Genomic DNA, 20,003 nt, shown 5'->3' with positions numbered 1-20,003 from the left:
GGGCGACCCGCGAGGGTCGCCCTTTTTTTGTCTATCTCAGGCCGCGATGCCCTTGTTGGGATTGAGCAGGAACTTCTCGCCCGTCGCCTGCTTGCCGTAGACGCCGATCGCATCGAGCTGCAGCGCCTCGGTCAGCGAGACCTCGCGCGTGTAGCGGCTCGCGAAGGTGGTCTTGAGCTCGGCCACCACGCGTGCGCGCAGCCGCTGCGTGCCTTCGGCGCCGAGCTTCTGCAGGAACGGGAACAGCAGCCAGCCGCCCATGCCCCAGGCCATGCCGAAGTTGCGCACGAACTCGGTCGGGCCGCGGTCGAGGCCGCCGTAGATGTAGACCTGCTTGTGCGTGGTCGAGCCGTAGCGGCTGTACTCCTTGGCGGTGCGGTTGAGCGCCGCTTCCATGCAGCCGAGGATCTGGCCCGCGAGCTTGCCGCCGCCGGTGGCGTCGAAGGCCAGGGTGGCGCCGGTCTCGACCAGGGCCTGCGTGAGATCGTCGAGGAAGGTGGGCGAGGCGGCGTTGCAGACGTACTTGGCGCCGAGGCCGCGCAGCAGCGCTTCCTGCTCGGGCTTGCGCACGATGTTGACGAGCGCGATGCCGTCCTTCTGGCAGATCTTGTTGAGCATCTGGCCGAGGTTGGAGGCGGCTGCCGTGTGGACCAGCGCGGTGTGGCCTTCGCGCTTCATGGTCTCGACCATGCCGAGCGAGGTCAGCGGATTGACGAAGCACGACGCGCCATCGGCCGGCGCGGTGCCTTCGGGCAGCTCGAGGCATTGCGCGACGGCCACCGCGCGGTACTGCGAGTACATGGCGCCGCCGATCGCGGCCACGGTCTTGCCGAGCAGGGCCTGGGCCTCGGGCGACGAACCGGCCTTCACGACCGTGCCCGCGCCCTCGTTGCCCACGGGCATCGACTGGTCGAGCCGGCCCGCCATCGCGGGGCGCGCGCGCTCGGGCACGGTGGCGGTGACGACCGGGCGCTCGGCGCTGCCCGAGGCCTTGGCGGTCGCCATGTCGGCGGCACCGAACAGCAGGCCGAGGTCCGAGGGATTCATCGGCGAAGCCTCGACGCGGATCACGACCTCGTGGGCCTGCGGTTCGGGGATGGGTTCGTCGTGCAGCGAGAGTTCGAGTTCGCCGTTCGAACGGACGAGCGAGCGCAGTTGGAGTGCCATGGCGGATGCCCCTTGTGAAGCGGATGAAGCGTGTGCGGAGGGTGGGTGCGACCGGCCGCCCGGGGCCGGCGCGGGCCAGTATAGGAGCGGGCCGCGAAGCCTGCTGGCGCGTTCAGGACAGCCCTGGAGCCGCCGGCACGGCCGGTGCCTGGGCCAGCGCGTGGCGCATCTTCTCGGGGTCCACGCGCTCGATGTAGCGCGGGATGTTGCGCCACAGCGTGTGGTAGCCGTAGCCGCCGCGCAGCATCTCCTGGCGCGCGGCCTCCTTGTCCCAGCCCTGCAGCGCCATGCGGTAGACGGCGGAGACGACACCGGTGCGGTCGGCGCCGTGCATGCAGTGGATCAGCACCGGCCCGTCGTGCTCGGCCGCGAGGATCGCGCGCAGCGCGCGCTGCACCTTCGCGTCGTCGATGTCCCAGGTGTTGATCGGCACGCGCACCAGCCGGATGCCGCTGCCCGCGAACACCTCCCGGTCGTCGTTGAAGGAACGCAGGCTGACCACGGTGCGGATGCCGAGCGAGCGCAGCGCCGCCACGTCCTTCGCGCGCGGCTGGGCGCTGCGGTAGAGCGTGGGCGTGAGGCGGTGCAGGTTCTCCACGCCCAGCGCATCGAGCGGATCGGCCCAGTGGCCGGGCCGCTCCACGGGCGCGGCCTGCGCCTCGCGCTGCGCCCGGCGGGCCTCGCGCATGCGGCGCACGATGTTCGCGCGGCTCATCGGCGCGGCCAGTGCCGGCGCACCAGGATCAGCGCGGCGACCGCGAGGCCGCCCCAGTAATCGACCGGCGCGCCCCACATCCAGTGCTTGTGCCAGAAGGCCTTGGTGGGGTTGAAGTTGTCCCAGCCGAAGGCCGGGTTGATGAGGAACCAGAGGAAGTCCTCGCAGACCCAGAACACGATCAGGCCCGCGAGCGCGAGGCCCCAGTCGCGCAGCTTCCAGCGGCCCGAGAAGGCCAGCGGCGAGAAGAACACCAGCGCCATGAAGGTGAAGACCCAGGCGTGGTAGCCGGTCATCGCGCGGCCGCCCCAGAAGATGTCGAGCCAGATGCTGTTCTCGATGCGCCAGGTCGGCAGCGAGGTGGCCCAGCCGGCGCCGCCCTCGATCTGGATCTCGGCATTGGCGAAGAAGAAGGCCATGGTGACGACCCAGAGCAGGTACACCAGCGTTCGGCCCACGGTGGGCTTGTCTTCGTTTCTCCAGCTCATGCCGAGGGCCCCAGCACGCGATCGAGCACCGCGCGCGCGGCCCGTGGCTTGCCCAGCGCCTTGCTGCGCTGGGCCATGTGGGCGAGCTTGGCCGGATCGGCCATCAGCCGCGCGACCTTGTACTCGAGGCCGATGGCATCGTAGGCAAGCCAGCCCGCGCCTTCCTCCATCAGGAAGCCGGCGTTGTGCTCCTCCTGCCCGGGGATCGGCGAGATCAGCAGCATGGGCTTGCCGAGCGCGAGGCATTCGGAGACCGTGAGGCCGCCGGGCTTGGTGACGACGAGGTCGGACGCGGCCATGAGCTTGTGCATCTCGTTGGTGAAACCGACGGCCACCACGCGGCCCGGATGGCGCGCCGCGAGGGCCTGCAGCCGGCCGTGCATCTCGGCATTGCGGCCGGCCACGGCGATCACCTGGAAGCGGCCGCCGGGTTCGTCGCCGGCGCCGAGCGCGAGCACGCGCTCGACCATGCTCGAGAGATCGCCCACGCCGGCGCCGCCCGAGACCATCAGCAGCACGGGCCGCGCGGGATCGAGGCCGAGCGCGGCGGCGCAGGCGTCGCGTTCCAGCGCATCGGGTTCGGAGAAGGCGGGCATGACGGGAATGCCGGTGACGTGGATGCGCTCGGGCGGAATGCCGCGCGCGCGCAGCCGGAACGCGACCTCCTCGGTGGCCGCGAGGTAGCCGGTCATGCCCGGCACCAGCCACATGTTGTGCAGGTCGTAGTCCGTGACCTGCAGCCACACCGGATACTCGATGCGCCCGCGGTTGCGCTCGCGCATCAGCAGCTCGGCCGGCAGGAAGTGGGTGCAGATCACCGCATCGGGCTTCTCGCGCCGAATCTCGCGCACCAGCGCGACGGTGCTCAGCCGCTCGATGCCGCGGCGCATGCGCTGCGAGGGCGCGTGGTGCGGCGTGACGTCGGTGCGCTGGTGCAGGTACGACCAGAGCTCGGGCGCGCGGTTCACGAGCTGGATGTACCAGTCGGTGTAGACCTTGCGAAAGCCCGCGGGCACGTGGGCCATGGCGTCGATGTGGACCGCCGGGCAGGGCGGGCTGAGGGATTGGGCGGTGGCGGCAAGGGCCTGGGCGGCCCGCACGTGGCCGTTGCCCGCGCTCACGCTGAGGATCAGGAGTTTGGTCATGTGTTCGGCGGTCTGCGCGGATTATGGCGAGGGCTTGTGGCAGTGCGGAATCGGGGGCCGGGGCGCCGGGGTGGGCTCACGCCGACGGTGTGCTCCCCTCCGCGAATGTCCCCCGCCCTTCGGGCTCCTCCTTGATTTCGCTGCGGGGAGCACACCATCGACGTGAGCCTGGACACCGGCGGTAGAACCGGCCGCACAACCAGAGCGCGTCTCGTGCACAGGGCAGTGGGTGCTTCCCGCAGCGAAATAAAGGAGGAGCCGAAGGCGGGGGACATTCGCGGAGGGAAGTACCCGCTGTCCTGTGCACGCGCCCCCGCCCCAAACAAGCCGATCAGAGCGGCGCCCGAGAAGTAACCAACCGCCCCACCCCAGAAGCGGCAAGTCCACGGATCCCTTCGAAGCTGCTCTCCCGAACGATCCGCCCGTTCTCATACACGGTCTCGAGCAGATCGACCTGTCCAGGCTCCAGAACTTGCTCGGCACGTTGCGTACGCACTTCGCCGTCGGCGGAAGCCGCCAGCACCAGCCGCCCCTTCTTCGAGGTCTTGCTCGTGTCGCCCACGGGCGCCTTGTAGACGTCGCGCCATTCGCCGTCGACCTGCATCGCCGAGCACTTCATCGCCCATTGCATGGTGTCGCGGTTCACCTGCTGCAGCAGCCCGCCGCCCATGCCGAAGGCGATGTTCTCGGCCGAGAAGCCGTTGTGGAAGAAGTTCGAGAGGCACAGCCGCAATGAATCGAGCGTCACCCCGTCGCCCTGGATGATGCGCACGTTGTTCAGCACCCGGAAGCCCTTGGCGTTGGTGGTCGTGCCGAAGCGCTCGGCCAGGATCTGCGCCACCTTCAACGTCGTCTCGGCCGGGTCGCCCGAGTCGGGGCGCACCACCAGCGTCGCGCCCGAGCGGATCACCTCCTCCCGCAGCGCATCGCCCCACAGGCGGGCACAGGCGTTGAAGATGTCGTAGCTGTCGCTCACCACCGCGAAGATTGCGCCCGGCTTGCCGAACTGCGCCACCATGTTGCGATAGGCATCGGCCTCGTGCTCGCGGCCCCAGCCCGTGATGGTGCTGTGCTCGGCCGCGGGGATCGAGAAGCCCGCCACGTCGCAGTCGTAGTAGCGGCGCGCGGCCATCAGCGCGCTCAGCGTGTCGGTGCCCATGAAGTTGACCAGGTGCGCCATGCCGCCGAGCGCGGCCGATTCGAGGCTGGAGACCCCGCGCGCGCCGAAGTCGTGCAGCTTGAACGCGATCTGGCCCTGCGGATCGTCGCAGGTGGCCTCGAGGTAGCGCAGCAGGGTGGTCTTGGCCGCGGCCGAGACCGTGGCCACGGTGGTCGGGTACCAGATCGCGCGCAGAAGTTCGGTCTCGAGGAAGCTCGTGACCCAGAAGAACTCGGGGTCTGTGTTCTCGATCGTCGCGAGCACGTTGTGCACCGGCAGCACGCTGCCCTCGGGCACCGCGCGGATGCGCACCGGCATCAGCCCGCCGTGCTTCTCGATCAGCCGCAGCCAGCCTTCGCGGTTGAAGGGCTCGCCGTGCACCGCCATCAGCGCGGCGGCTTCGTCCACGTCGTCGCGCGTCACCGGTGTCTGCAGATATTCGCGCAGATAGGCCTGCAGTCCGAAGAACAGCGAATGGCTGAAGAGCCCGCCGCGCGACTCGATGTAGCTGAACACCGTCTGCGTGCCCGGCGGGTATTGCATCCAGTGCGACACCTTGTAGGAGTCGGTGCGCAGCAGCAGGTTGCTGCCGAGGGAGGGAGAGAGCGTGCGGTTCATGTGAAAGCTCCTTTCACGGTGGCACCCGTCAACCGGGGCCGTTCTTGCCGACAAGGCTTGGGCCAGGTTCTCTCAGGACTTGCCCAGGCCACCCAGGAAATGATTGGCGATGAAGAAGTGGTCTTCGTAGACCCGCTCCTGCATGCCGAGGAATTCGGCGATCGGCACCCAGCGCACCGCGGCCGCGTCGTCGTCGGCGCGCACGTCCGACAGGCCCGCCCACTGGTTGTGCGCGAGCTCGAAGAAGAAGCCGTGCGTGATGGTGCGGCCGCGCTGCGAGCGCTCGGGCGCGTCGAACACGTGGCTGCCCTTCATGCTGCCGTGGAGCACGGGCACCGGCACCTTGAGACGGGTTTCCTCCTTGAGTTCGCGCACCGCGGCATCGAGCAGCCGCTCCTGCTGGCCCACGAAGCCGCCGGGCAGCGCCCAGGTGCCGCGCCCCGGATGGAACTTGCGCTGCACCATCAGGATGTGGCCGGCCTCGACCACCACCGCGTCGACCGTGGTGTAGATCGGCGGGAAGTCGCTGCCCGCGTAGCGGTACTTGTCGCGGTAGTCGGCGAGGAAGGCGCGCTCCTCGCAGAGCTCGGCATAGTCGGCCGTCGATGCGAAGCGCTCGAGAAAGGCCGCGCTGCCCTCGGGCAGGTCGGCGCGCGCGAGCTGGCCGCGGTTCTCGGGATCGAAGTAGAGGTTTCGCACGTCGGTGGCGTTGAGGCTCTCGACGTTGTGCTGGCCCACGAACTCCCAGTGCGGGAACAGCTTGAGGTAGTAGCTGGAGGCGTCTTTGAGGTGCCCCACCAGCGCGACCCTGGCCTGCGCGGGCGCGAGGCCGTCCTGCAGGATCAGCCGCTCGACCGCCGACTGGATCGACGCGATCCACAGCTGGTCGTTGTAGGGCGAATCGCCGACGCCGACCACGCTCACGCGCATCTGGTCGCCGCCGCGCAGGCAGGCGCGCACCATGCGTTCGCGTTCGTCGAAGGTGAAGGGGTTCTTGACGCTGCGCGGCGTGCGGTCGGAGCCGACCACCACGATCACGCGATCGGCCGCGCGGGCGGCTTCCTCGATGAGTCTCTGGTGACCGAAGTGGACGGGCTGGAAGCGCCCGATGACGATGGCGTAGTGGTACTTGCGTGCGGTGCTCATTTGGGAATCCCCCAAAAAGGGCGCGATCAACTCGCGCTTGCCGCCACGATAGCACCGGCCTCGCATGCGGCGCAAGCCGGACAAAAGGCTTACGCCCTGCGCGCTGGCGATAATCGGCCATGCCCGCGCCTCCTCCTTCCAACGGTCCGTCCTCCTTTCGCCGCGCACCCGCGCCGCAGTCCGCGCAGGCCTCGGCCGACGGCCCCATGCGGCTCAACAAGCGCATGGCCGAACTCAAGATCTGCTCGCGCCGCGAGGCCGACGAATGGATCGCCAACGGCTGGGTCAAGGTCAACGGCAAGCCGGCCGAGATGGGCGTCAAGGTCACGCCCGCCGACCGCATCGAGATCGACAAGGCGGCCAAGGGCCAGCAGGCCAACCAGGTCACCATCCTGATCAACAAGCCCATCGGCTACGTCAGCAGCCAGGCCGAGGACGGCCACGAGCCCGCGGTCACGCTGTTCACGCCCGCCAACCGCTGGGCCGAGGACAACGCGCGCTTCTTCTTCAACCCGCAGCAGCTGCGCGGCCTCGCGCCCTGCGGCCGGCTCGACATCGATTCCATCGGCCTGCTGGTGATGACGCAGGACGGCCGCGTCGCGCGCCAGCTGATCGGCGAGGACTCGACGATGGAGAAGGAGTACCTGGTGCGCGTGGCCTACCACGGCCTGGGCCAGCCCGCGCCCACGGGCCAGCTGGTGCGCATGGACGACGACGACCCGGTCACGACCAACGTGCAGGCCGTGTTCCCGCCTGCCATGCTCGCCAACTTGCGCCACGGCCTGAGCCTCGACGGCCAGGCGCTCAAGCCCGCGCGCGTCGAATGGCAGAACCCCGAGCAGCTGCGCTTCGTGCTGACCGAAGGCAAGAAGCGCCAGATCCGCCGCATGTGCGAGCTGGTCGGCCTCAAGGTGGTGGGGCTCAAGCGCGTGCGCATCGGCAAGGTCATGCTCGGCAACCTGCCGCTGGGTCAATGGCGCTACCTGGCACCGCACGAGAAGTTCTGAGCCTGCGCGCGCTGAACCGCGCCACCTTGGCGCGGCAGCTGCTGCTGGCGCGCCAGCGCCTGCCGGTGGCGCAGGCCATCGAGCGACTCGCGGGGCTGCAGGCGCAGGCACCCAATCCGCCCTATGTCGGCCTCTGGAGCCGGCTCGAGGATTTTCCGCGCGAAGCCCTGACCGAGGCACTGCGCCGGCGCCGGGTGGTGCGACTGTCGATGATGCGCGCGACCCTGCACCTGGTGAGCGCGCGCGATGCGCTGGCCTGGCGGCCGCTGCTCGATGCGGCGCATCAGCGTGGGCTGCTGGGCAACCACAAGCGCGCGCTCGAAGGCGTCGACCGTGCCCAGGCGCTGGCCATGGGGCGCGCCCTGCTCGACGAGCGCGCACGCACCAGCACTGAGCTCGGTCAGGCCTTGCTCGAACGCTGGCCGCGCAGCGAACCTGCCTCGCTCGCCGGGCTGATCCGCAACAACCTGCCGCTGGTGCACCTGCCGCCCGCGGGCAGCTGGAATTCGCACCAGAACGCGCTGCTGCAGCGCCTCGGCAGTTGGCTCGGCAAGGACGAGGAAGAGGAAGAGCAGGGCGCTGCCACGCAGGACGACCTGCTGCTGCGCTACCTCGCCGCCTTCGGCCCCGCGACCCTGGCCGACGCGGGCGCGTGGTCGGGCCTCACGGGCTGGAAGGCCGTGGCCGAGCGGCTCGGCACGCGGTTGCGCCGCTTCGAGGGCCCGCAGGGCGAAACGCTGTTCGACCTGCCGCGCGCGCCGCGTCCCGACGAAGCCACGCCCGCGCCGCCGCGCCTGCTCGCCGAGTGGGACAACCTGCTGCTCGCGCACGAGGACCGCGGCCGCGTGCTCGACGAGGCGCATCGCCCGCGCGTGTTCACCATCAACGGCATCGTGCGCGGCACGGTGCTGATCGACGGCTTCGTCGCCGGCACCTGGAAGATCGAGCGCGCGAAGGGCGCCGCCACCGCCGTGCTCGAACCCTTCGCGCGCTGGCCCGAGGCCGGGCGCGAGGGCGCCGGGCAGGAGGCGCTGCGCCTTCTGGCCTTCGCCGCCGACGCGCCCGGCGAACGCCATGCGGTGCGCGTCGCGCGGCCCGCTGCCTGAGCGGCGCCTGACCCCACGGCGCGCCCGCCGCCTAAGCACCGTCTAAGTATTCGCCCCTAGTCTGCGCCACGGCGCAGGCACTACCGATCATCCCGTTCGCGTGCTACCTTGCGGCCCGGACCCGACGCCCCCTGGCGCACGGCCGCGCCGCGAGGCGGTGCGGCGCTTTCTGCGTGAATTGAGGAGTCGCTGCGATGCGCGTTCTGCTGGTGGAAGACGATGAAATGATCGGGCGCAGCCTGAAACAGGCGCTCGAGGGCGCGGGCTGGTCGGCCGACTGGGTGCGCGACGGCGAGCTCGCGCAGAGCGCGCTCGGCGACGGCGGCTACACCTGCGTGCTGCTCGACCTGGGCCTGCCGCGTCAGGATGGCACCGAAGTCCTGCGCCGCGCGCGCGAGCGCGGCGATGCCACGCCGGTGCTGGTGCTCACGGCGCGCGACGGCCTCGACGACCGCATCCACAGTCTCGACCTTGGCGCCGACGACTACCTGCTCAAGCCCTTCGAATTTCGCGAATTGCTCGCGCGCATGCGCGCCATCGTGCGCCGCCGCGACGGCGCCGCGCATTCGCTGGTGGGCAGCGGCGCGCTGCAGCTCGACCTCACGACGCGCGAGGTGGTGGTCAACGGCAACCGCGAGGCGCTGACCGCGCGCGAGTTCGCGCTGCTGCATGCGCTGCTCGAACGCCCGGGCGCGATCCTCTCGCGCGAGCAGCTCGAGAACCGCATCTACGGCTGGGGCGAGGAGGTCACGAGCAACGCGATCGACGTGCTGATCCACGGCATGCGCCGCAAGCTCGGCGCCGAGTCGATCCGCAACGTGCGCGGGCTCGGCTGGCGCGTCGCCGCGTGAGCGCCGGCAAGGGTGGCTGGCGCCGGCCGCGCTCGCTGCGCACCCAGCTGCTGCTGTGGCTCATCACGCTGCACCTCGCGGCAGCGGTGCTCACGGCCTGGTTCTCGTTCCTGGCCTACGGCAACCTGGTGCACAACGCGCTCGACGACCAGATGCGGCTGGTGGCCGAGTCGTACGCGGGCGGCGACCAGTCGCGCACGCCGCGCCTCGTGAACAGCGACGCCGTGCTCGAGCGCGGCGCCTTCGTGGTGCAGATCTGGAGCCCCGACGGCAGCCGGCTGCTCAGCAGCTCCTGGCCCGACCTGCCGATGCCGCTGCAGCCGCGCCCTGGCTTCGGCGACCTGCGCACCGGGCCGCAGGCCTGGGCCCATTGGCGCGCCTTCACCGCCGAGCCCGGCACGCATGCCGACCAGCGGCGCGTGCAGGTGCTGCAGAACGAGGACTACCGGCGCCGGCGCGCCCTGCGCCGCGCGCTGCTCGAAGGCCTGCCGATCACGCTGCTGCTGCCGGTGGCGCTGCTCGCGCTGTGGCTGATCGTCTCGGCCGCCTCGCGCTCGCTGCGCGCGGTGGCGCGCGACGTGGCCTCGCAGGACGAGCGCAGTCCCACCGACCTGCCGCTGGCGCGCGTGCCCGACGAGATCGCGCCGCTGGTGGCCTCCTTCAACCACCTGCTGGGCCGCGTGCGCAGCGCCTTCGCCACGCAACGCCGCTTCGTGCAGGACGCAGCGCACGAGCTGCGCACGCCGATGGCCGCGATCGGCCTGCAGATCGAGAACCTGCGCGCCCACATCCCGGCCGGCGAGGCCACCGAGCGCTTCGTGCAGCTCGAGGCCGGCGTGACGCGCGCGCAGCACCTGATCGAGCAGCTGCTGAGCCTCTCGCGCCAGGACGCGCCGCGCCGCGCGATGGCGCGCGAGGCGGTCGACATCGAGGTGCTGCTGCGCGAGAGCGTGAGCCAGCTCATGGTGCTGGCCGATGCGCGCCAGGTCGACGTGGGCTTCGAGGGCAGCATCGCGCCCGTGGTGTTCGCGCCCGCGGCCGAGCTGCGCAGCGTGTTCGATAACCTGATCGACAACGCGCTGCGTTATGCGCCCGAAGGCGGCGTGGTCGACGTGAAGCTGCACGCGGTCGATGGCCATGGCGTGGTGGACGTGCTCGACAACGGGCCCGGCATTCCGGCCGATGCGATGGCGCGCGTGTTCGACCGCTTCTTCCGCGTGCCGGGCGCTGCCGCCGGCGGCAGCGGGCTGGGGCTCGCGATCGCGCGCACCGCGGCCGAGCGCAACGGGCTGCGCATCGAGCTCAGCAACCGCGAGCACGGGCGCGGCCTGCGCGCGCGCGTGCACCTGCCGGCCGAGCCCGAGGCGGCGGCGAAGGCGTAGCGAGGCCCTCACGCGGCGCGAAGTTTTTGCTCAGTGCCCGCTGAGACTCCAGGCCTAGAGTGATCTCCAGGGCCGAGGGGCCGCATGTCGCGGCCGTCGCGAGCCCGCATTCAAGGAGTTCGCCATGCAGATCGCATTCCTCTCTTCGCGCAGGCTCGCCCTCATCGCGGGCGCGATGGTGGCGCTGGCCCCGATGGTGGCCGCGCAGGCCGACGAGGCCGACGGTTCGGAGCACGCGTTGCAGTTCCAGTCGCAGCGCTCGCGTGCCGACCTCGCGCGCGATGCGGCCCAGGCCTCGCAGACCGCGACCGCCTCGCCGATGCTGTCGCAGGAGACCGCGCCGCCGATGGAGCGCGCGCAGCCGGGGCTCACGCGCGAGAGCGTCAGCGCGCTCGCGGCGCAGGCCGAGCGCGAGGGGCGCATTCCCTATGGCGAGCTCGGTGCCGCCGGCGAATGAATGCCTTCGTGCCCAGTGCGGCGCGCGCTGTAGGAAATTCGGCCAACGTCGGCGAAGAAGTCTTCAACGCCCGCTAAGGCCCTCGTAACTCTTTACTCACGCTGCCCTCAGTCGGCCTGCATAGAGTGCGTTCAGGCCTGCCGCGCGCCCATCGGCGCCGGCACGAGGCCGGGGACAACTGTGACCAGGAGAACACGCATGCGCACTTCCTTCAAGCTTCTCGCCGTCGCCTCCTTCGCCGCGCTCGCGGCGACGGGCGCGATCACCGCATCGGCCCAGGAAAAGATGGACGGTTCGGACTACCACCCGCTGCAGATGAATTCGCCCGCCAGCGCCGAGATCCAGGCCGCGGCCATGGCCGCCGCGCGCCCGAGCGGCACCGAGTCCATCGGCCAGTCGACCAGCGCGCCCGCGATGAATTCGGTGACGCCGGTGTCGGACATCCAGGCCGGCGCCTACGCGGCCTCGCATCCGAGCGGCACCGAGTCGATCGGCCAGTCGACCTCGGCGCCGCTGGTGAAGTCGGCCACCGGCAGCTGAGCGACCGGCGCGTCGGCACGACGAAAAAAGGGGGGAGGCAGCGATGCCTCCCCCCTTTTGTCGTTTGCGCGCCGCGCGTCGTTCAGAGCGCGCTGTCGCTGCCGCTTCCGCTGCCACCGTTGCCGCGCAGCCGCAGACCGCGGTAGATCAGCGCGCCGATCACGGCACCCGCGATCGGCGCCACCCAGAACAGCCACAGCTGCTCGACCGCGTAGCTCGGGCCGAACAGCGCCACGCCGGTGCTGCGCGCCGGGTTCACCGAGGTGTTGGTGACGGGGATCGAGATCAGGTGGATCAGCGTGAGGCACAGGCCGATGGTCAGGCCCGCGAAGTTCTGCGCCGCGCGGCGGCCGGTGGCGCCGAGGATCACGACCAGGAACACGGCCGTGAGCACCACCTCGATCAGCAGCGCCGACACCAGGTTGTAGCCGCCCGGCGAATGCTCGCCATAGCCGTTGGTGGCGAAGCCGCCGAGCTGCGCGCCGGCCTTGCCGCTGGCGACCAGGTAGAGCAGGCCGCCGGCGGCGATCGCGCCCAGCAACTGCGCCACGATGTAGGCCGCGAGCTGCGCCGGATTGAAGCGCCCGGCCGCGGCGAGGCCGATCGAGACCGCGGGGTTGAAGTGGCCGCCCGAGATCGGGCCGAGCGCATAGGCGCCGGTCAGCACGGTGAGGCCGAAGGCCAGCGCGACGCCCGCGAAGCCGATGCCCAGTTCCGGGAAGCCCGCGGCGAGCACCGCGCTGCCGCAGCCGCCGAAGGTGAGCCAGAAGGTGCCGATGAATTCGGCGGCCCATTTCTGCGGTGCACTGAAGTCCCTGCGTTCCATGTTCGATGTCCTCTCTCTGATGTTCTCGATGTCAACGAAAACGCCGGGAAGGCCCGGCGCGCGCGGATTCTGAAACGGGAAACGAAGGGGAAACGTTCGGGCGCCCGCACGGGGCCGGGAAAGCCGGGCAACTCTTCACGAAAACGCCGCGCTTTTCCGTGCCGCGCGGCGGTCGGCGCGGGCTCAGAGGGTCACGACGATCTTGCCGAAGGCGCCGCGCGCGAGGTGGTCGAGCGCCTGCGGCAGCGCGTCGAAGCCGTAGCGGGCGGCGATCGCCGGGCGCAGGCCGTTGGCGTCGACGGCGCGCACGAGGTCCTCGAGCGCGCGCCGGTGGCCCACACCGATGCCCTGCACCGTGACGCGGCCGAGCACCAGGCCGTAGAAGGAGGCGTCGAGCGTGGTGCCCTCGAGCATGCCGATGACCGACACCCGCGCGCCCTGGGCGGCGGCCTGCAGCGAGCGGTCGAGGTTGGGGCCGCTCGCGAGCTCGAGCACGTGCTCGGCGCCGCGCCCGCCGGTCAGGCGCCGCACCTCGGCGGGCCAGTCGCTGTCGCGCGCCAGCACATGGCTGGCGCCGAGGGCGCGCGCGGCCTCGTGCTTGTCGGCACTGCCCGAGACCACGATGGCCCGCGCCCCATGCAGCCGCGCGATCTGCAGCCCGAACAGCGCCACACCGCCGGTGCCGTGGATCAGCACCGTCTGGCCCGCGCGCAGCGCGCCGAGCTCGGCCAGCGCGAACCAGGCCGTGAGCCCGGCGCAGGGCAGGGTGCTGGCCTCGGCCAGCGAGAGCGTGGCGGGCGCGGCCACCGCGGCCTCGGCGTCGATGAGCACGTGCGAGGCCAGCATGCCCGGCCCGGGGCCGCCCGCGGGCACGGCATGGGCGGGCCAGTGGTGGTCGATCCAGCCGTTCCAGAAGGTGTTGATCACGCGGTCGCCGGGCGCGAAGCGGCGCACGCCGTCGCCGACCGCCTCGACCGTGCCCGCCATGTCCGAGCCCGGCGTGAACGGCAGCGCGAGCGGCATGCCCATGCCGTCCTCGGTCATCAGCAGGTCGCGGTAGTTGAGCGCGACCGCGCCGACGCGCACCAGGATCTGGCCGGGGCCCGGCGCGGGCAGCGCTGCCTGCACCTGTTCGAGATGGGTGCGGCCGTAGGCGGGAAGTTGCCAGCGGCGCAGGGTGGTTTCGGGCATGAAGGGCCTCCGCAAAAGAAAGAAGGCCTCATGCTATTGACGCTCGATAGGCATCGGTGGTGGATAATTTTCCCAAATTTGTTGCCTGAAATTCGCCAATGAGCCAGCGCCTGCAAGGCATCGAGGAATTCGTCGCCGCCGTCGAGGCCGGCAGCTTCGCGCTCGCCGCGCAGCGCCTGCACGTCACGCGCTCGGCGGTCGCCAAGAGCATCGCGCGGCTCGAGGCGCGGCTGCACACGCGGCTGTTCCTGCGCACCACGCGCAGCCAGAGCCTCACCGAGGAAGGCCATGGCTACTACGAGCGCTGCCGCAATGCGCTGGCCGAGCTCGAGGCGGCCGATGCCCTCGCCGATGCGGCGCGCAGCACGGCCTCGGGCGTGGTGCGGCTCAGCATGCCGGCCATGCTCGGGCGGCTCAAGGTCGGGCCGCTGCTGCTGGCACTGGCGCGCCGTCATCCGCAGCTCTCGCTCGAACTCGCGTTCAGCGACCGGCGCGTCGACCTCGCGGAGGAGGGGCTCGATCTCGCGATCCGCAGCGGCGATCTCGGCGACAGCGCGGCGCTGATCGCGCGGCCCGTGGGCACGCAGTGGATGGTGCTGTGCGCCGCGCCGTCCTACCTGGCCGAGCGCGGGCATCCCGAAGGCATCGAGGACCTGAAGCCGCCGCACGAGGCGGTGCTCTACGCGCGCGACGGCGAGGCCTCGGCCTGGCGCTTCCACACCGGCGATCGCCTCGCCGAGATCCTGCTGCCCTCGCGGCTGCGCTGCGACAGTGCCGAGGTGCTGCTCGAGGCGGCCATCGGCGGCATGGGGCTTGCGCGGCTGCCGGCCTGGCTCGCGGCCGAGGCGCTGGCGGCCGGCACGCTGGTGCGCGTGTTCGAGGAGCCGCGGCCCTTCGGCTTCGCGCTGCACGTGATCCGCGCGCGCAGCCGCTACCTGCCGCTGAAGACGCGCGTGGTGATCGACTGGCTGGCCGAGCATCTTCCGCCGCTGCTGGCAACCGACTGAACCCTGTCGGCGCCCGCGCGCACCGGCGCTATCCTGACCCCGAGGAGACCCACGATGCACTTGCTCGCCTTCACCCGCACATTCGCCGCGCTCGGCGCGGCCGCCACCCTGCTGGCCTTGGCGCCGCACGCGGCCGCGCAGGGCACGGTCAACGCGCTGTGCAGCACCGACGCCGGCTGGTGCGAGGCCGCGGCCGCCGCCTTCACGCGCGAGACCGGCATCAAGGTGCTGCAAGCCCACAAGGGCACCGGCGAGATCGGCGCCCAGCTGCGCGCCGAGGCCGCCAATCCAAAGACCGATATCTGGTGGGGCGGCACCGGAGACCCCTTCCTGCAGGCGGCCGAGCAGGGCCTGCTCGAGCCCTACCGCCCGGCCTACATCAACGACCTGCACGACTGGGCCGTGCGCCAGTACGCGCTGTCGCAGAACATGGTCGGCGGCTTCTACACCAGCGCGATGGGCTTCGGCTTCAACACCGAGCTGCTGAAGAAAAAGAAGCTGCCCGAGCCGCACTGCTGGGCCGACCTCGTGAAGCCAGGCTACAAGGGCGAGATCGAGATCTCGCACCCGGCCACCAGCGGCACGGCCTACACCATCATCGCGGGCCTGGTGCAGCAGATGGGCGAGGAGGCCGCCTTCGACTACCTGAAGAAGCTGCATCGCAACGTCACCAGCTACACGCGCAGCGGCCAGGCCCAGGCGCCCAACGTCGCCAAGGGCGAGGTCGCGGTCGGCGTGAGCTTCATCTTCGGCTTCGAGCGCTGGCGCCACGACGGCTTTCCGGTCAAGACCGCCGCGCCCTGCGAGGGCACGGGCTACGAGATCGGCGGCATCGCGCTGGTGAAGGGCGCGCGCAACAAGGAGAACGCGAAGCGCTACTACGACTGGCTCATGAGTCCCGCGGGCCAGTCCATCGGCGCCAAGGCCGGCAGCCTGCAGTCGCCGGCCAACAAGACCTTCAAGCCCGATCCGCGCATTCCCTCGATGGACGGCGTGAAGCTCATCAAGTACGACTTCCAGAAGTACGGCCAGGCGGCCGAGCGCAAGCGGCTGATCGACCGCTGGACGCGCGAGGTCGAGGCGCTGCCGCGCTGAAGCGCGGGCCCGCGGGCTTCTTCTCCCTGCCGCCGGCAGGGTGTTGTTTTTGCACGAGGCTGTCCCCATTTGCAAAAGTTGGCGAGCCGGCCGTCCTCCGCGGACGGGCCGACTTAGAATTTTTGGGCTTCGATCCTTATCTCACCCATGGCTGACTCCTCCAACACCAAACTCCCGTTCCAGGCCGAAGTCGCGCAACTGCTGCACCTCGTCACGCATGCGCTGTACTCGAACAAGGAAATCTTCCTGCGCGAGCTGATCTCGAATGCATCGGACGCCTGCGACAAGCTGCGCTTCGAGGCCATCGACCATCCCGAGCTCTACGAAGGCCAGTCCGAGCTCGACGTGCGCATCAGCTTCGACAAGGCCGCGCGCACCATCACCATCGCCGACAAGGGCATCGGCCTGTCGCGCCAGGAGGCGATCGACAACCTCGGCACCATCGCCAAGAGCGGCACCAAGGACTTCGTGAGCAAGCTCAGCGGCGACCAGAAGGCCGACGCGCAGCTCATCGGCCAGTTCGGCGTGGGCTTCTACTCGGGCTTCATCGTGGCCGACCGCATCACCGTCGAGTCGCGCCGCGCGGGCCTGCCCGCCGAGCAGGGCGTGCGCTGGGCCAGCGGCGGCGCCGGCGACTTCGAGGTGGCCGACATCGTGCGTGCCGAGCGCGGCACCAGCATCACGCTGCACCTGCGCGAGGATGCCGACGAATACCTCAACGCCTGGAAGCTCAAGCAGATCGTCGGCAAGTATTCCGACCACATCTCGCTGCCGATCCTCATGGAGAAGGAGGAGTGGAAGGAAGGCGAGAACGACCAGCCCGGCGACATGGTGAAGACCGGCGAATGGGAAACGGTCAACAAGGCCAACGCGCTGTGGAGCCGTCCCAAGAAGGACGTCACGACCGAGCAGTACGAAGAGTTCTACAAGAGCATCAGCCACGACTTCGAGGCGCCGCTGGCCTGGAGCCACAACCGCGTCGAGGGCAGCACCGAGTACACGCAGCTGCTCTACATCCCCGCCAAGGCGCCGTTCGACCTCTGGAACCGCGAGAAGAGCGCGGGCGTGAAGCTCTACGTGAAGCGCGTCTTCATCATGGACGACGCCGAGGCGCTGATGCCCAGCTACCTGCGCTTCGTCAAGGGCGTGATCGACTCGGCCGACCTGCCGCTCAACGTGAGCCGCGAGCTGCTGCAGGAAAGCCGCGACGTGAAGGCGATCCGCGAAGGCAGCACCAAGCGCGTGCTCGGCATGCTCGAGGACCTGGCCAGGAAGCAGAAGACCGGACCCGAGAGCGGCGAGGGCCGCATCGACGTGGGCTCGGGCGAATCGGTGCCCACGCCTGAGCCGACCGAGGCCGTGACGGACGTGGTCGACAAGAACGCACCCACCGCGGCCGAGACCGCCGCCGCGGCGGCCGACGACGCAGGCAAGTACGCCAGGTTCTACGCCGAGTTCGGCGCCGTGCTCAAGGAAGGCCTGGGCGAGGACTTCGGCAACCGCGAGCGCATCGCCAAGCTGCTGCGCTACGCCTCGACCACCACCGATGCCGTGAGCGTGAGCTTCGCCGACTACAAGGCGCGCATGAAGGACGGCCAGGACGCGATCTACTACATCACGGCCGACACGCTGGCCGCCGCCAAGAACAGCCCGCAGCTCGAGGTCTTCAAGAAGAAGGGCATCGAGGTGCTGCTGATGACGGACCGCGTCGACGAGTGGGCGCTCAACTACCTCAACGAGTTCGACGGCACGCCGCTGCAGAGCGTGGCCAAGGGCGCGGTCGACCTCGGCAAGCTGCAGGACGAGGACGAGAAGAAGGCCGCCGAGGAGGCCGCCGAGTCGTTCAAGCCGCTGCTCGAGAAGCTCAAGGAAGCGCTCAAGGACAAGGCCGAGGACGTGCGCGTCACCACGCGCCTGGTCGACTCGCCGGCCTGCCTCGTGGTGCAGGACGGCGGCATGAGCACGCAGCTCGCGCGCATGCTCAAGCAGGCCGGCCAGCCCGCGCCCGAGCTCAAGCCGGTGCTCGAGGTCAATGCCGAGCACGCGCTGGTCAGGAAGCTCGAGGGCTCGGCCCACTTCGACGACCTCGCGAACATCCTGTTCGACCAGGCGCTGCTCGCCGAGGGCGGCCTGCCGGCCGATCCCGCGGCCTACGTGCGGCGCGTGAACGCGCTCCTGGTGTGAGCACGCGGCCGCGCACCCGCATCGCGGCCGCCGGCCTTCCGGCCGGCGTGCTGCTCGCGCTGCTGGTGAGCGGCTGCTCCCACTACCGCATCGGCATTCCGATCGCGCCCGGCCTCGCGATCGGCCTGGGCGCCACCAAGGACGGCAACTTCTCGGTCGGCCTCAACACCGGCTTCGGCCCGCTCGGCGCGGGCGTCGCGGTGCACAACAGCGGCGTGGTCGCGGGCTCGGTCGGCATGGGCGCGGGCATCGGCCCCGCCGGTGTCGGCGTGGGCCAGAGCGTGGTGCTGCACGATCCCAACGCGGGCCAGGCCAATGCCCTGCCCACCGCGCCCGTGACCAGCATGAGCGCGGGCGTCGGTGGCGCCGGGCTCGGCATGGGCGTGACGAAGACGCTGCTGCCGGGCGATGGCTCGCAGCCCGCGGCCGAGCCGCTGCCCTTGCCCTCGACCGCCACCGCGTCGACGGCCTTGCCTGCCGCCGCCTCGGCGCCGGCCGTGCGCGGCCGTGGCAACGGCGTGGTCGTTCGCCGCGGCACCGGCGGCGCATCCTCCGCGGCGGCGCCACCGGTGCGCATCGTCCACAGGCCGCCCGAGGCCGTGGCGTCCGCGCCCGCGGCCTCGGGCGCCGGCCCGGCGCGCGAGATCGTCCCCGCGCTCGGCTCCCCGGCCAACCCGATCGCGCCCTGAAGCGATGGCATCGAACGCGGCACGGGCATCGGCGCGGTCCGCGGAATCGACGGCGATCGACCCATGCCGCCGCCGCGCGGCCCTCGCGATCGGCCTCGCGCCCGCCTGGCTGCTGGCCGGCGTGCCCGCCACCGCGCGGGCCCAGCGCGAATTCCCCGAGCGGCCGATCCGCTGGATCGTGCCCTACCCCGCGGGCGGCGGCTCCGACTTCCTCACGCGCATCGTCGGCCACCAGCTCGCGATCGACACCGGCCAGCCGGTGGTGGTCGAGAACCGCACCGGCGGCAACACCGCGCTCGGCGCCGCCGAGATCCTGCGCGCGCCGGCCGACGGCTACACCGTGCTGTCGGCCGACAACGGCACGCTGGTCTTCAACCCGCTGCTCTACCGCAACCTCGGCTACAACCCGCAGCGCGACTTCGCGCCGGTCACGCTGCTCGGCCGCTTCCCGATGGTGCTGCTGGTCGGCCCCGCGAGCGGCGTGCGCGACGCGCGCGCCTTCCTCGAGGACGCGCGCGCCTACCCCGGCAAGCTCAGCTTCGCCTCGGCCGGCACCGGCAGTCCGCACCATCTCGCGATGGAGCTGCTCGAGCGGCAGGCCGGCCTGCGCATGCAGCACGTGCCCTACCGCGGCGCCGCGAACGCGGTGGCCGATCTCGCCGGCGGCCAGCTGCAGACCATGATGTGCGACCTCGCCGCGGCGCTGGGCTTCATCCGCAGCGGCCGCGTGCGCGCGCTCGCGGTCGCCGACAGCGTGCGCCTGCCGCAGCTGCCCGGGGTGCCGACCTTCGCCGAGCTCGGCATCGCGGGCGTCGAGGCCGCGGCGCTGGTCGGCGTGGTGGCCTCGGTGCGCACGCCGGCCGAGCTGGTGGCGCGGCTGCAGCAGGCGATCGCGAGCGCGATCCACAACCCCGCGGTGCATCGCCGGCTCGCGGCCTACGGCATCGAGCCGGTGGGCGGCACGCCGGCGCAATTCGCCACGCTGTTGCATCAGGAATCCGAGCGCTGGGACGGCCTGATCCGCGAGCTCAACCTGACGCTCGACTGAACCGCCCGCGTACTTTGCGTGCCGTTCACGCACGGCGCGCGCTTTACGCGGCCTTTGCATGAACTTTGCGCGCGCGGGACGCGCGGCTCACCGCCCGCTAAGAGTGCGGTCCTAGATTGGCGCCTCCACCTCAGCCACCGGCCGGCGAGGCGGCCCGCAGGGCCTCCGGCACCGACCGTCCC

Annotated in this window: 19 protein-coding genes; 11 read left to right on the top strand and 8 right to left on the bottom strand. The window is 70.9% G+C overall.

The window, feature by feature from the left end; all coding sequences use genetic code 11:
- Window positions 1–36 precede the first annotated feature (36 nt).
- From ACEN9J_RS18585 to ACEN9J_RS18560, 6 genes are all read right to left on the bottom strand, one after another.
- On the bottom strand, window positions 37–1,167 hold the full coding sequence (locus ACEN9J_RS18585) for a zinc-binding dehydrogenase (RefSeq protein ID WP_057593558.1): 1,131 nt from the start codon (window positions 1,165–1,167) through the stop codon (window positions 37–39).
- Window positions 1,168–1,279: 112 nt separating this feature from the next.
- Window positions 1,280–1,882, bottom strand: a complete 603-nt coding sequence (locus tag ACEN9J_RS18580) for a dual specificity protein phosphatase family protein (protein ID WP_413761730.1) — start codon at window positions 1,880–1,882, stop codon at window positions 1,280–1,282.
- Window positions 1,879–2,370 carry a hypothetical protein gene (locus tag ACEN9J_RS18575; protein WP_057593557.1) on the bottom strand — a complete coding sequence of 164 codons (492 nt, stop codon included), beginning with the start codon at window positions 2,368–2,370 and terminating at the stop codon, window positions 1,879–1,881. The genes ACEN9J_RS18580 and ACEN9J_RS18575 overlap by 4 nt, the downstream gene beginning before the upstream one ends.
- The gene (locus ACEN9J_RS18570; protein ID WP_093355200.1) at window positions 2,367–3,515 is read right to left on the bottom strand and encodes an MGDG synthase family glycosyltransferase; all 1,149 of its coding nucleotides are present in this window, start codon (window positions 3,513–3,515) and stop codon (window positions 2,367–2,369) included. Before ACEN9J_RS18570 ends, ACEN9J_RS18575 begins: the two co-directional genes overlap by 4 nt.
- A 331-nt stretch (window positions 3,516–3,846) precedes the next feature.
- A complete protein-coding gene (locus ACEN9J_RS18565) occupies window positions 3,847–5,292 on the bottom strand; it encodes a nicotinate phosphoribosyltransferase (RefSeq protein WP_413761729.1) in 1,446 nt (481 codons plus the stop codon).
- A 72-nt stretch (window positions 5,293–5,364) separates the two neighbouring features.
- Entirely contained in the window at window positions 5,365–6,438 is a 1,074-nt protein-coding gene (locus ACEN9J_RS18560; protein ID WP_057593554.1) for a bifunctional nicotinamide-nucleotide adenylyltransferase/Nudix hydroxylase, read from the bottom strand.
- 206 nt (window positions 6,439–6,644) lie between these two features.
- Between ACEN9J_RS18560 and ACEN9J_RS18555 the strand changes: the two genes are divergently transcribed.
- The 6 genes from ACEN9J_RS18555 to ACEN9J_RS18530 all read left to right on the top strand — a co-directional run bounded on the left by ACEN9J_RS18555 (window position 6,645) and on the right by ACEN9J_RS18530 (window position 11,781).
- Entirely contained in the window at window positions 6,645–7,445 is an 801-nt protein-coding gene (locus ACEN9J_RS18555; protein ID WP_413764579.1) for a pseudouridine synthase, read from the top strand.
- Window positions 7,412–8,551, top strand: a complete 1,140-nt coding sequence (locus ACEN9J_RS18550) for a winged helix DNA-binding domain-containing protein (protein ID WP_413761728.1) — start codon at window positions 7,412–7,414, stop codon at window positions 8,549–8,551. The genes ACEN9J_RS18555 and ACEN9J_RS18550 overlap by 34 nt, the downstream gene beginning before the upstream one ends.
- Before the next feature lie 194 nt (window positions 8,552–8,745).
- A complete protein-coding gene (locus ACEN9J_RS18545) occupies window positions 8,746–9,402 on the top strand; it encodes a response regulator transcription factor (protein ID WP_057593551.1) in 657 nt (218 codons plus the stop codon).
- On the top strand, window positions 9,399–10,784 hold the full coding sequence (locus ACEN9J_RS18540; RefSeq protein ID WP_057593550.1) for a sensor histidine kinase: 1,386 nt from the start codon (window positions 9,399–9,401) through the stop codon (window positions 10,782–10,784). The genes ACEN9J_RS18545 and ACEN9J_RS18540 overlap by 4 nt, the downstream gene beginning before the upstream one ends.
- Before the next feature lie 124 nt (window positions 10,785–10,908).
- A complete protein-coding gene (locus ACEN9J_RS18535; RefSeq protein ID WP_057593549.1) occupies window positions 10,909–11,241 on the top strand; it encodes a hypothetical protein in 333 nt (110 codons plus the stop codon).
- A 198-nt stretch (window positions 11,242–11,439) separates the two neighbouring features.
- A complete protein-coding gene (locus ACEN9J_RS18530) occupies window positions 11,440–11,781 on the top strand; it encodes a hypothetical protein (RefSeq protein WP_057593548.1) in 342 nt (113 codons plus the stop codon).
- An 82-nt stretch (window positions 11,782–11,863) separates the two neighbouring features.
- Here the strand turns inward: ACEN9J_RS18530 and aqpZ are convergent, their stop codons facing one another.
- Window positions 11,864–12,607, bottom strand: coding sequence for an aquaporin Z (gene aqpZ, locus ACEN9J_RS18525; RefSeq protein WP_057593547.1), 744 nt, complete (start codon window positions 12,605–12,607; stop codon window positions 11,864–11,866).
- Between the two features lie 183 nt (window positions 12,608–12,790).
- Window positions 12,791–13,798 (bottom strand): zinc-dependent alcohol dehydrogenase family protein, encoded by a 1,008-nt coding sequence (locus ACEN9J_RS18520; protein ID WP_413761727.1) that lies wholly within the window; start codon window positions 13,796–13,798, stop codon window positions 12,791–12,793.
- A 98-nt stretch (window positions 13,799–13,896) separates the two neighbouring features.
- On the opposite strand from ACEN9J_RS18520, the gene ACEN9J_RS18515 reads away from it, so the two are divergent.
- From ACEN9J_RS18515 to ACEN9J_RS18495, 5 genes are all read left to right on the top strand, one after another.
- The gene (locus tag ACEN9J_RS18515; protein WP_413761726.1) at window positions 13,897–14,805 is read left to right on the top strand and encodes a LysR family transcriptional regulator; all 909 of its coding nucleotides are present in this window, start codon (window positions 13,897–13,899) and stop codon (window positions 14,803–14,805) included.
- Between the two features lie 54 nt (window positions 14,806–14,859).
- The gene (locus tag ACEN9J_RS18510; protein WP_413761725.1) at window positions 14,860–15,900 is read left to right on the top strand and encodes an ABC transporter substrate-binding protein; all 1,041 of its coding nucleotides are present in this window, start codon (window positions 14,860–14,862) and stop codon (window positions 15,898–15,900) included.
- A gap of 147 nt (window positions 15,901–16,047) precedes the next feature.
- Entirely contained in the window at window positions 16,048–18,084 is a 2,037-nt protein-coding gene (gene htpG / locus ACEN9J_RS18505; RefSeq protein WP_057593543.1) for a molecular chaperone HtpG, read from the top strand.
- Window positions 18,081–18,773, top strand: coding sequence for a hypothetical protein (locus ACEN9J_RS18500; RefSeq protein ID WP_413761724.1), 693 nt, complete (start codon window positions 18,081–18,083; stop codon window positions 18,771–18,773). Before htpG ends, ACEN9J_RS18500 begins: the two co-directional genes overlap by 4 nt.
- 4 nt (window positions 18,774–18,777) lie before the next feature.
- Window positions 18,778–19,821 (top strand): Bug family tripartite tricarboxylate transporter substrate binding protein, encoded by a 1,044-nt coding sequence (locus tag ACEN9J_RS18495; RefSeq protein ID WP_413761723.1) that lies wholly within the window; start codon window positions 18,778–18,780, stop codon window positions 19,819–19,821.
- The last annotated feature ends 182 nt before the right edge of the window (window positions 19,822–20,003 follow it).

Origin of the sequence: Variovorax sp. Varisp41, assembly GCF_047325085.1 — a bacterium.
GTDB lineage: Bacteria > Pseudomonadota > Gammaproteobacteria > Burkholderiales > Burkholderiaceae_C > Variovorax.
This window is presented reverse-complemented; position numbering and strand designations above follow the sequence as displayed.

Excerpts from the sequence above, each read along its gene's own strand:
- aqpZ (WP_057593547.1), bottom strand. The coding sequence starts at position 12,607 with ATGGAACGCAGGGACTTCAGTGCACCGCAGAAATGGGCCGCCGAATTC.
- ACEN9J_RS18570 (WP_093355200.1), bottom strand. The coding sequence starts at position 3,515 with ATGACCAAACTCCTGATCCTCAGCGTGAGCGCGGGCAACGGCCACGTG.
- ACEN9J_RS18585 (WP_057593558.1), bottom strand. The coding sequence starts at position 1,167 with ATGGCACTCCAACTGCGCTCGCTCGTCCGTTCGAACGGCGAACTCGAA.
- htpG (WP_057593543.1), top strand. The coding sequence starts at position 16,048 with ATGGCTGACTCCTCCAACACCAAACTCCCGTTCCAGGCCGAAGTCGCG.
- ACEN9J_RS18530 (WP_057593548.1), top strand. The coding sequence starts at position 11,440 with ATGCGCACTTCCTTCAAGCTTCTCGCCGTCGCCTCCTTCGCCGCGCTC.
- ACEN9J_RS18565 (WP_413761729.1), bottom strand. The coding sequence starts at position 5,292 with ATGAACCGCACGCTCTCTCCCTCCCTCGGCAGCAACCTGCTGCTGCGC.
- ACEN9J_RS18510 (WP_413761725.1), top strand. The coding sequence starts at position 14,860 with ATGCACTTGCTCGCCTTCACCCGCACATTCGCCGCGCTCGGCGCGGCC.
- ACEN9J_RS18550 (WP_413761728.1), top strand. The coding sequence starts at position 7,412 with ATGGCGCTACCTGGCACCGCACGAGAAGTTCTGAGCCTGCGCGCGCTG.
- ACEN9J_RS18515 (WP_413761726.1), top strand. The coding sequence starts at position 13,897 with ATGAGCCAGCGCCTGCAAGGCATCGAGGAATTCGTCGCCGCCGTCGAG.
- ACEN9J_RS18495 (WP_413761723.1), top strand. The coding sequence starts at position 18,778 with ATGGCATCGAACGCGGCACGGGCATCGGCGCGGTCCGCGGAATCGACG.
- ACEN9J_RS18520 (WP_413761727.1), bottom strand. The coding sequence starts at position 13,798 with ATGCCCGAAACCACCCTGCGCCGCTGGCAACTTCCCGCCTACGGCCGC.
- ACEN9J_RS18560 (WP_057593554.1), bottom strand. The coding sequence starts at position 6,438 with ATGAGCACCGCACGCAAGTACCACTACGCCATCGTCATCGGGCGCTTC.
- ACEN9J_RS18545 (WP_057593551.1), top strand. The coding sequence starts at position 8,746 with ATGCGCGTTCTGCTGGTGGAAGACGATGAAATGATCGGGCGCAGCCTG.
- ACEN9J_RS18555 (WP_413764579.1), top strand. The coding sequence starts at position 6,645 with ATGCGGCTCAACAAGCGCATGGCCGAACTCAAGATCTGCTCGCGCCGC.
- ACEN9J_RS18580 (WP_413761730.1), bottom strand. The coding sequence starts at position 1,882 with ATGAGCCGCGCGAACATCGTGCGCCGCATGCGCGAGGCCCGCCGGGCG.
- ACEN9J_RS18575 (WP_057593557.1), bottom strand. The coding sequence starts at position 2,370 with ATGAGCTGGAGAAACGAAGACAAGCCCACCGTGGGCCGAACGCTGGTG.
- ACEN9J_RS18535 (WP_057593549.1), top strand. The coding sequence starts at position 10,909 with ATGCAGATCGCATTCCTCTCTTCGCGCAGGCTCGCCCTCATCGCGGGC.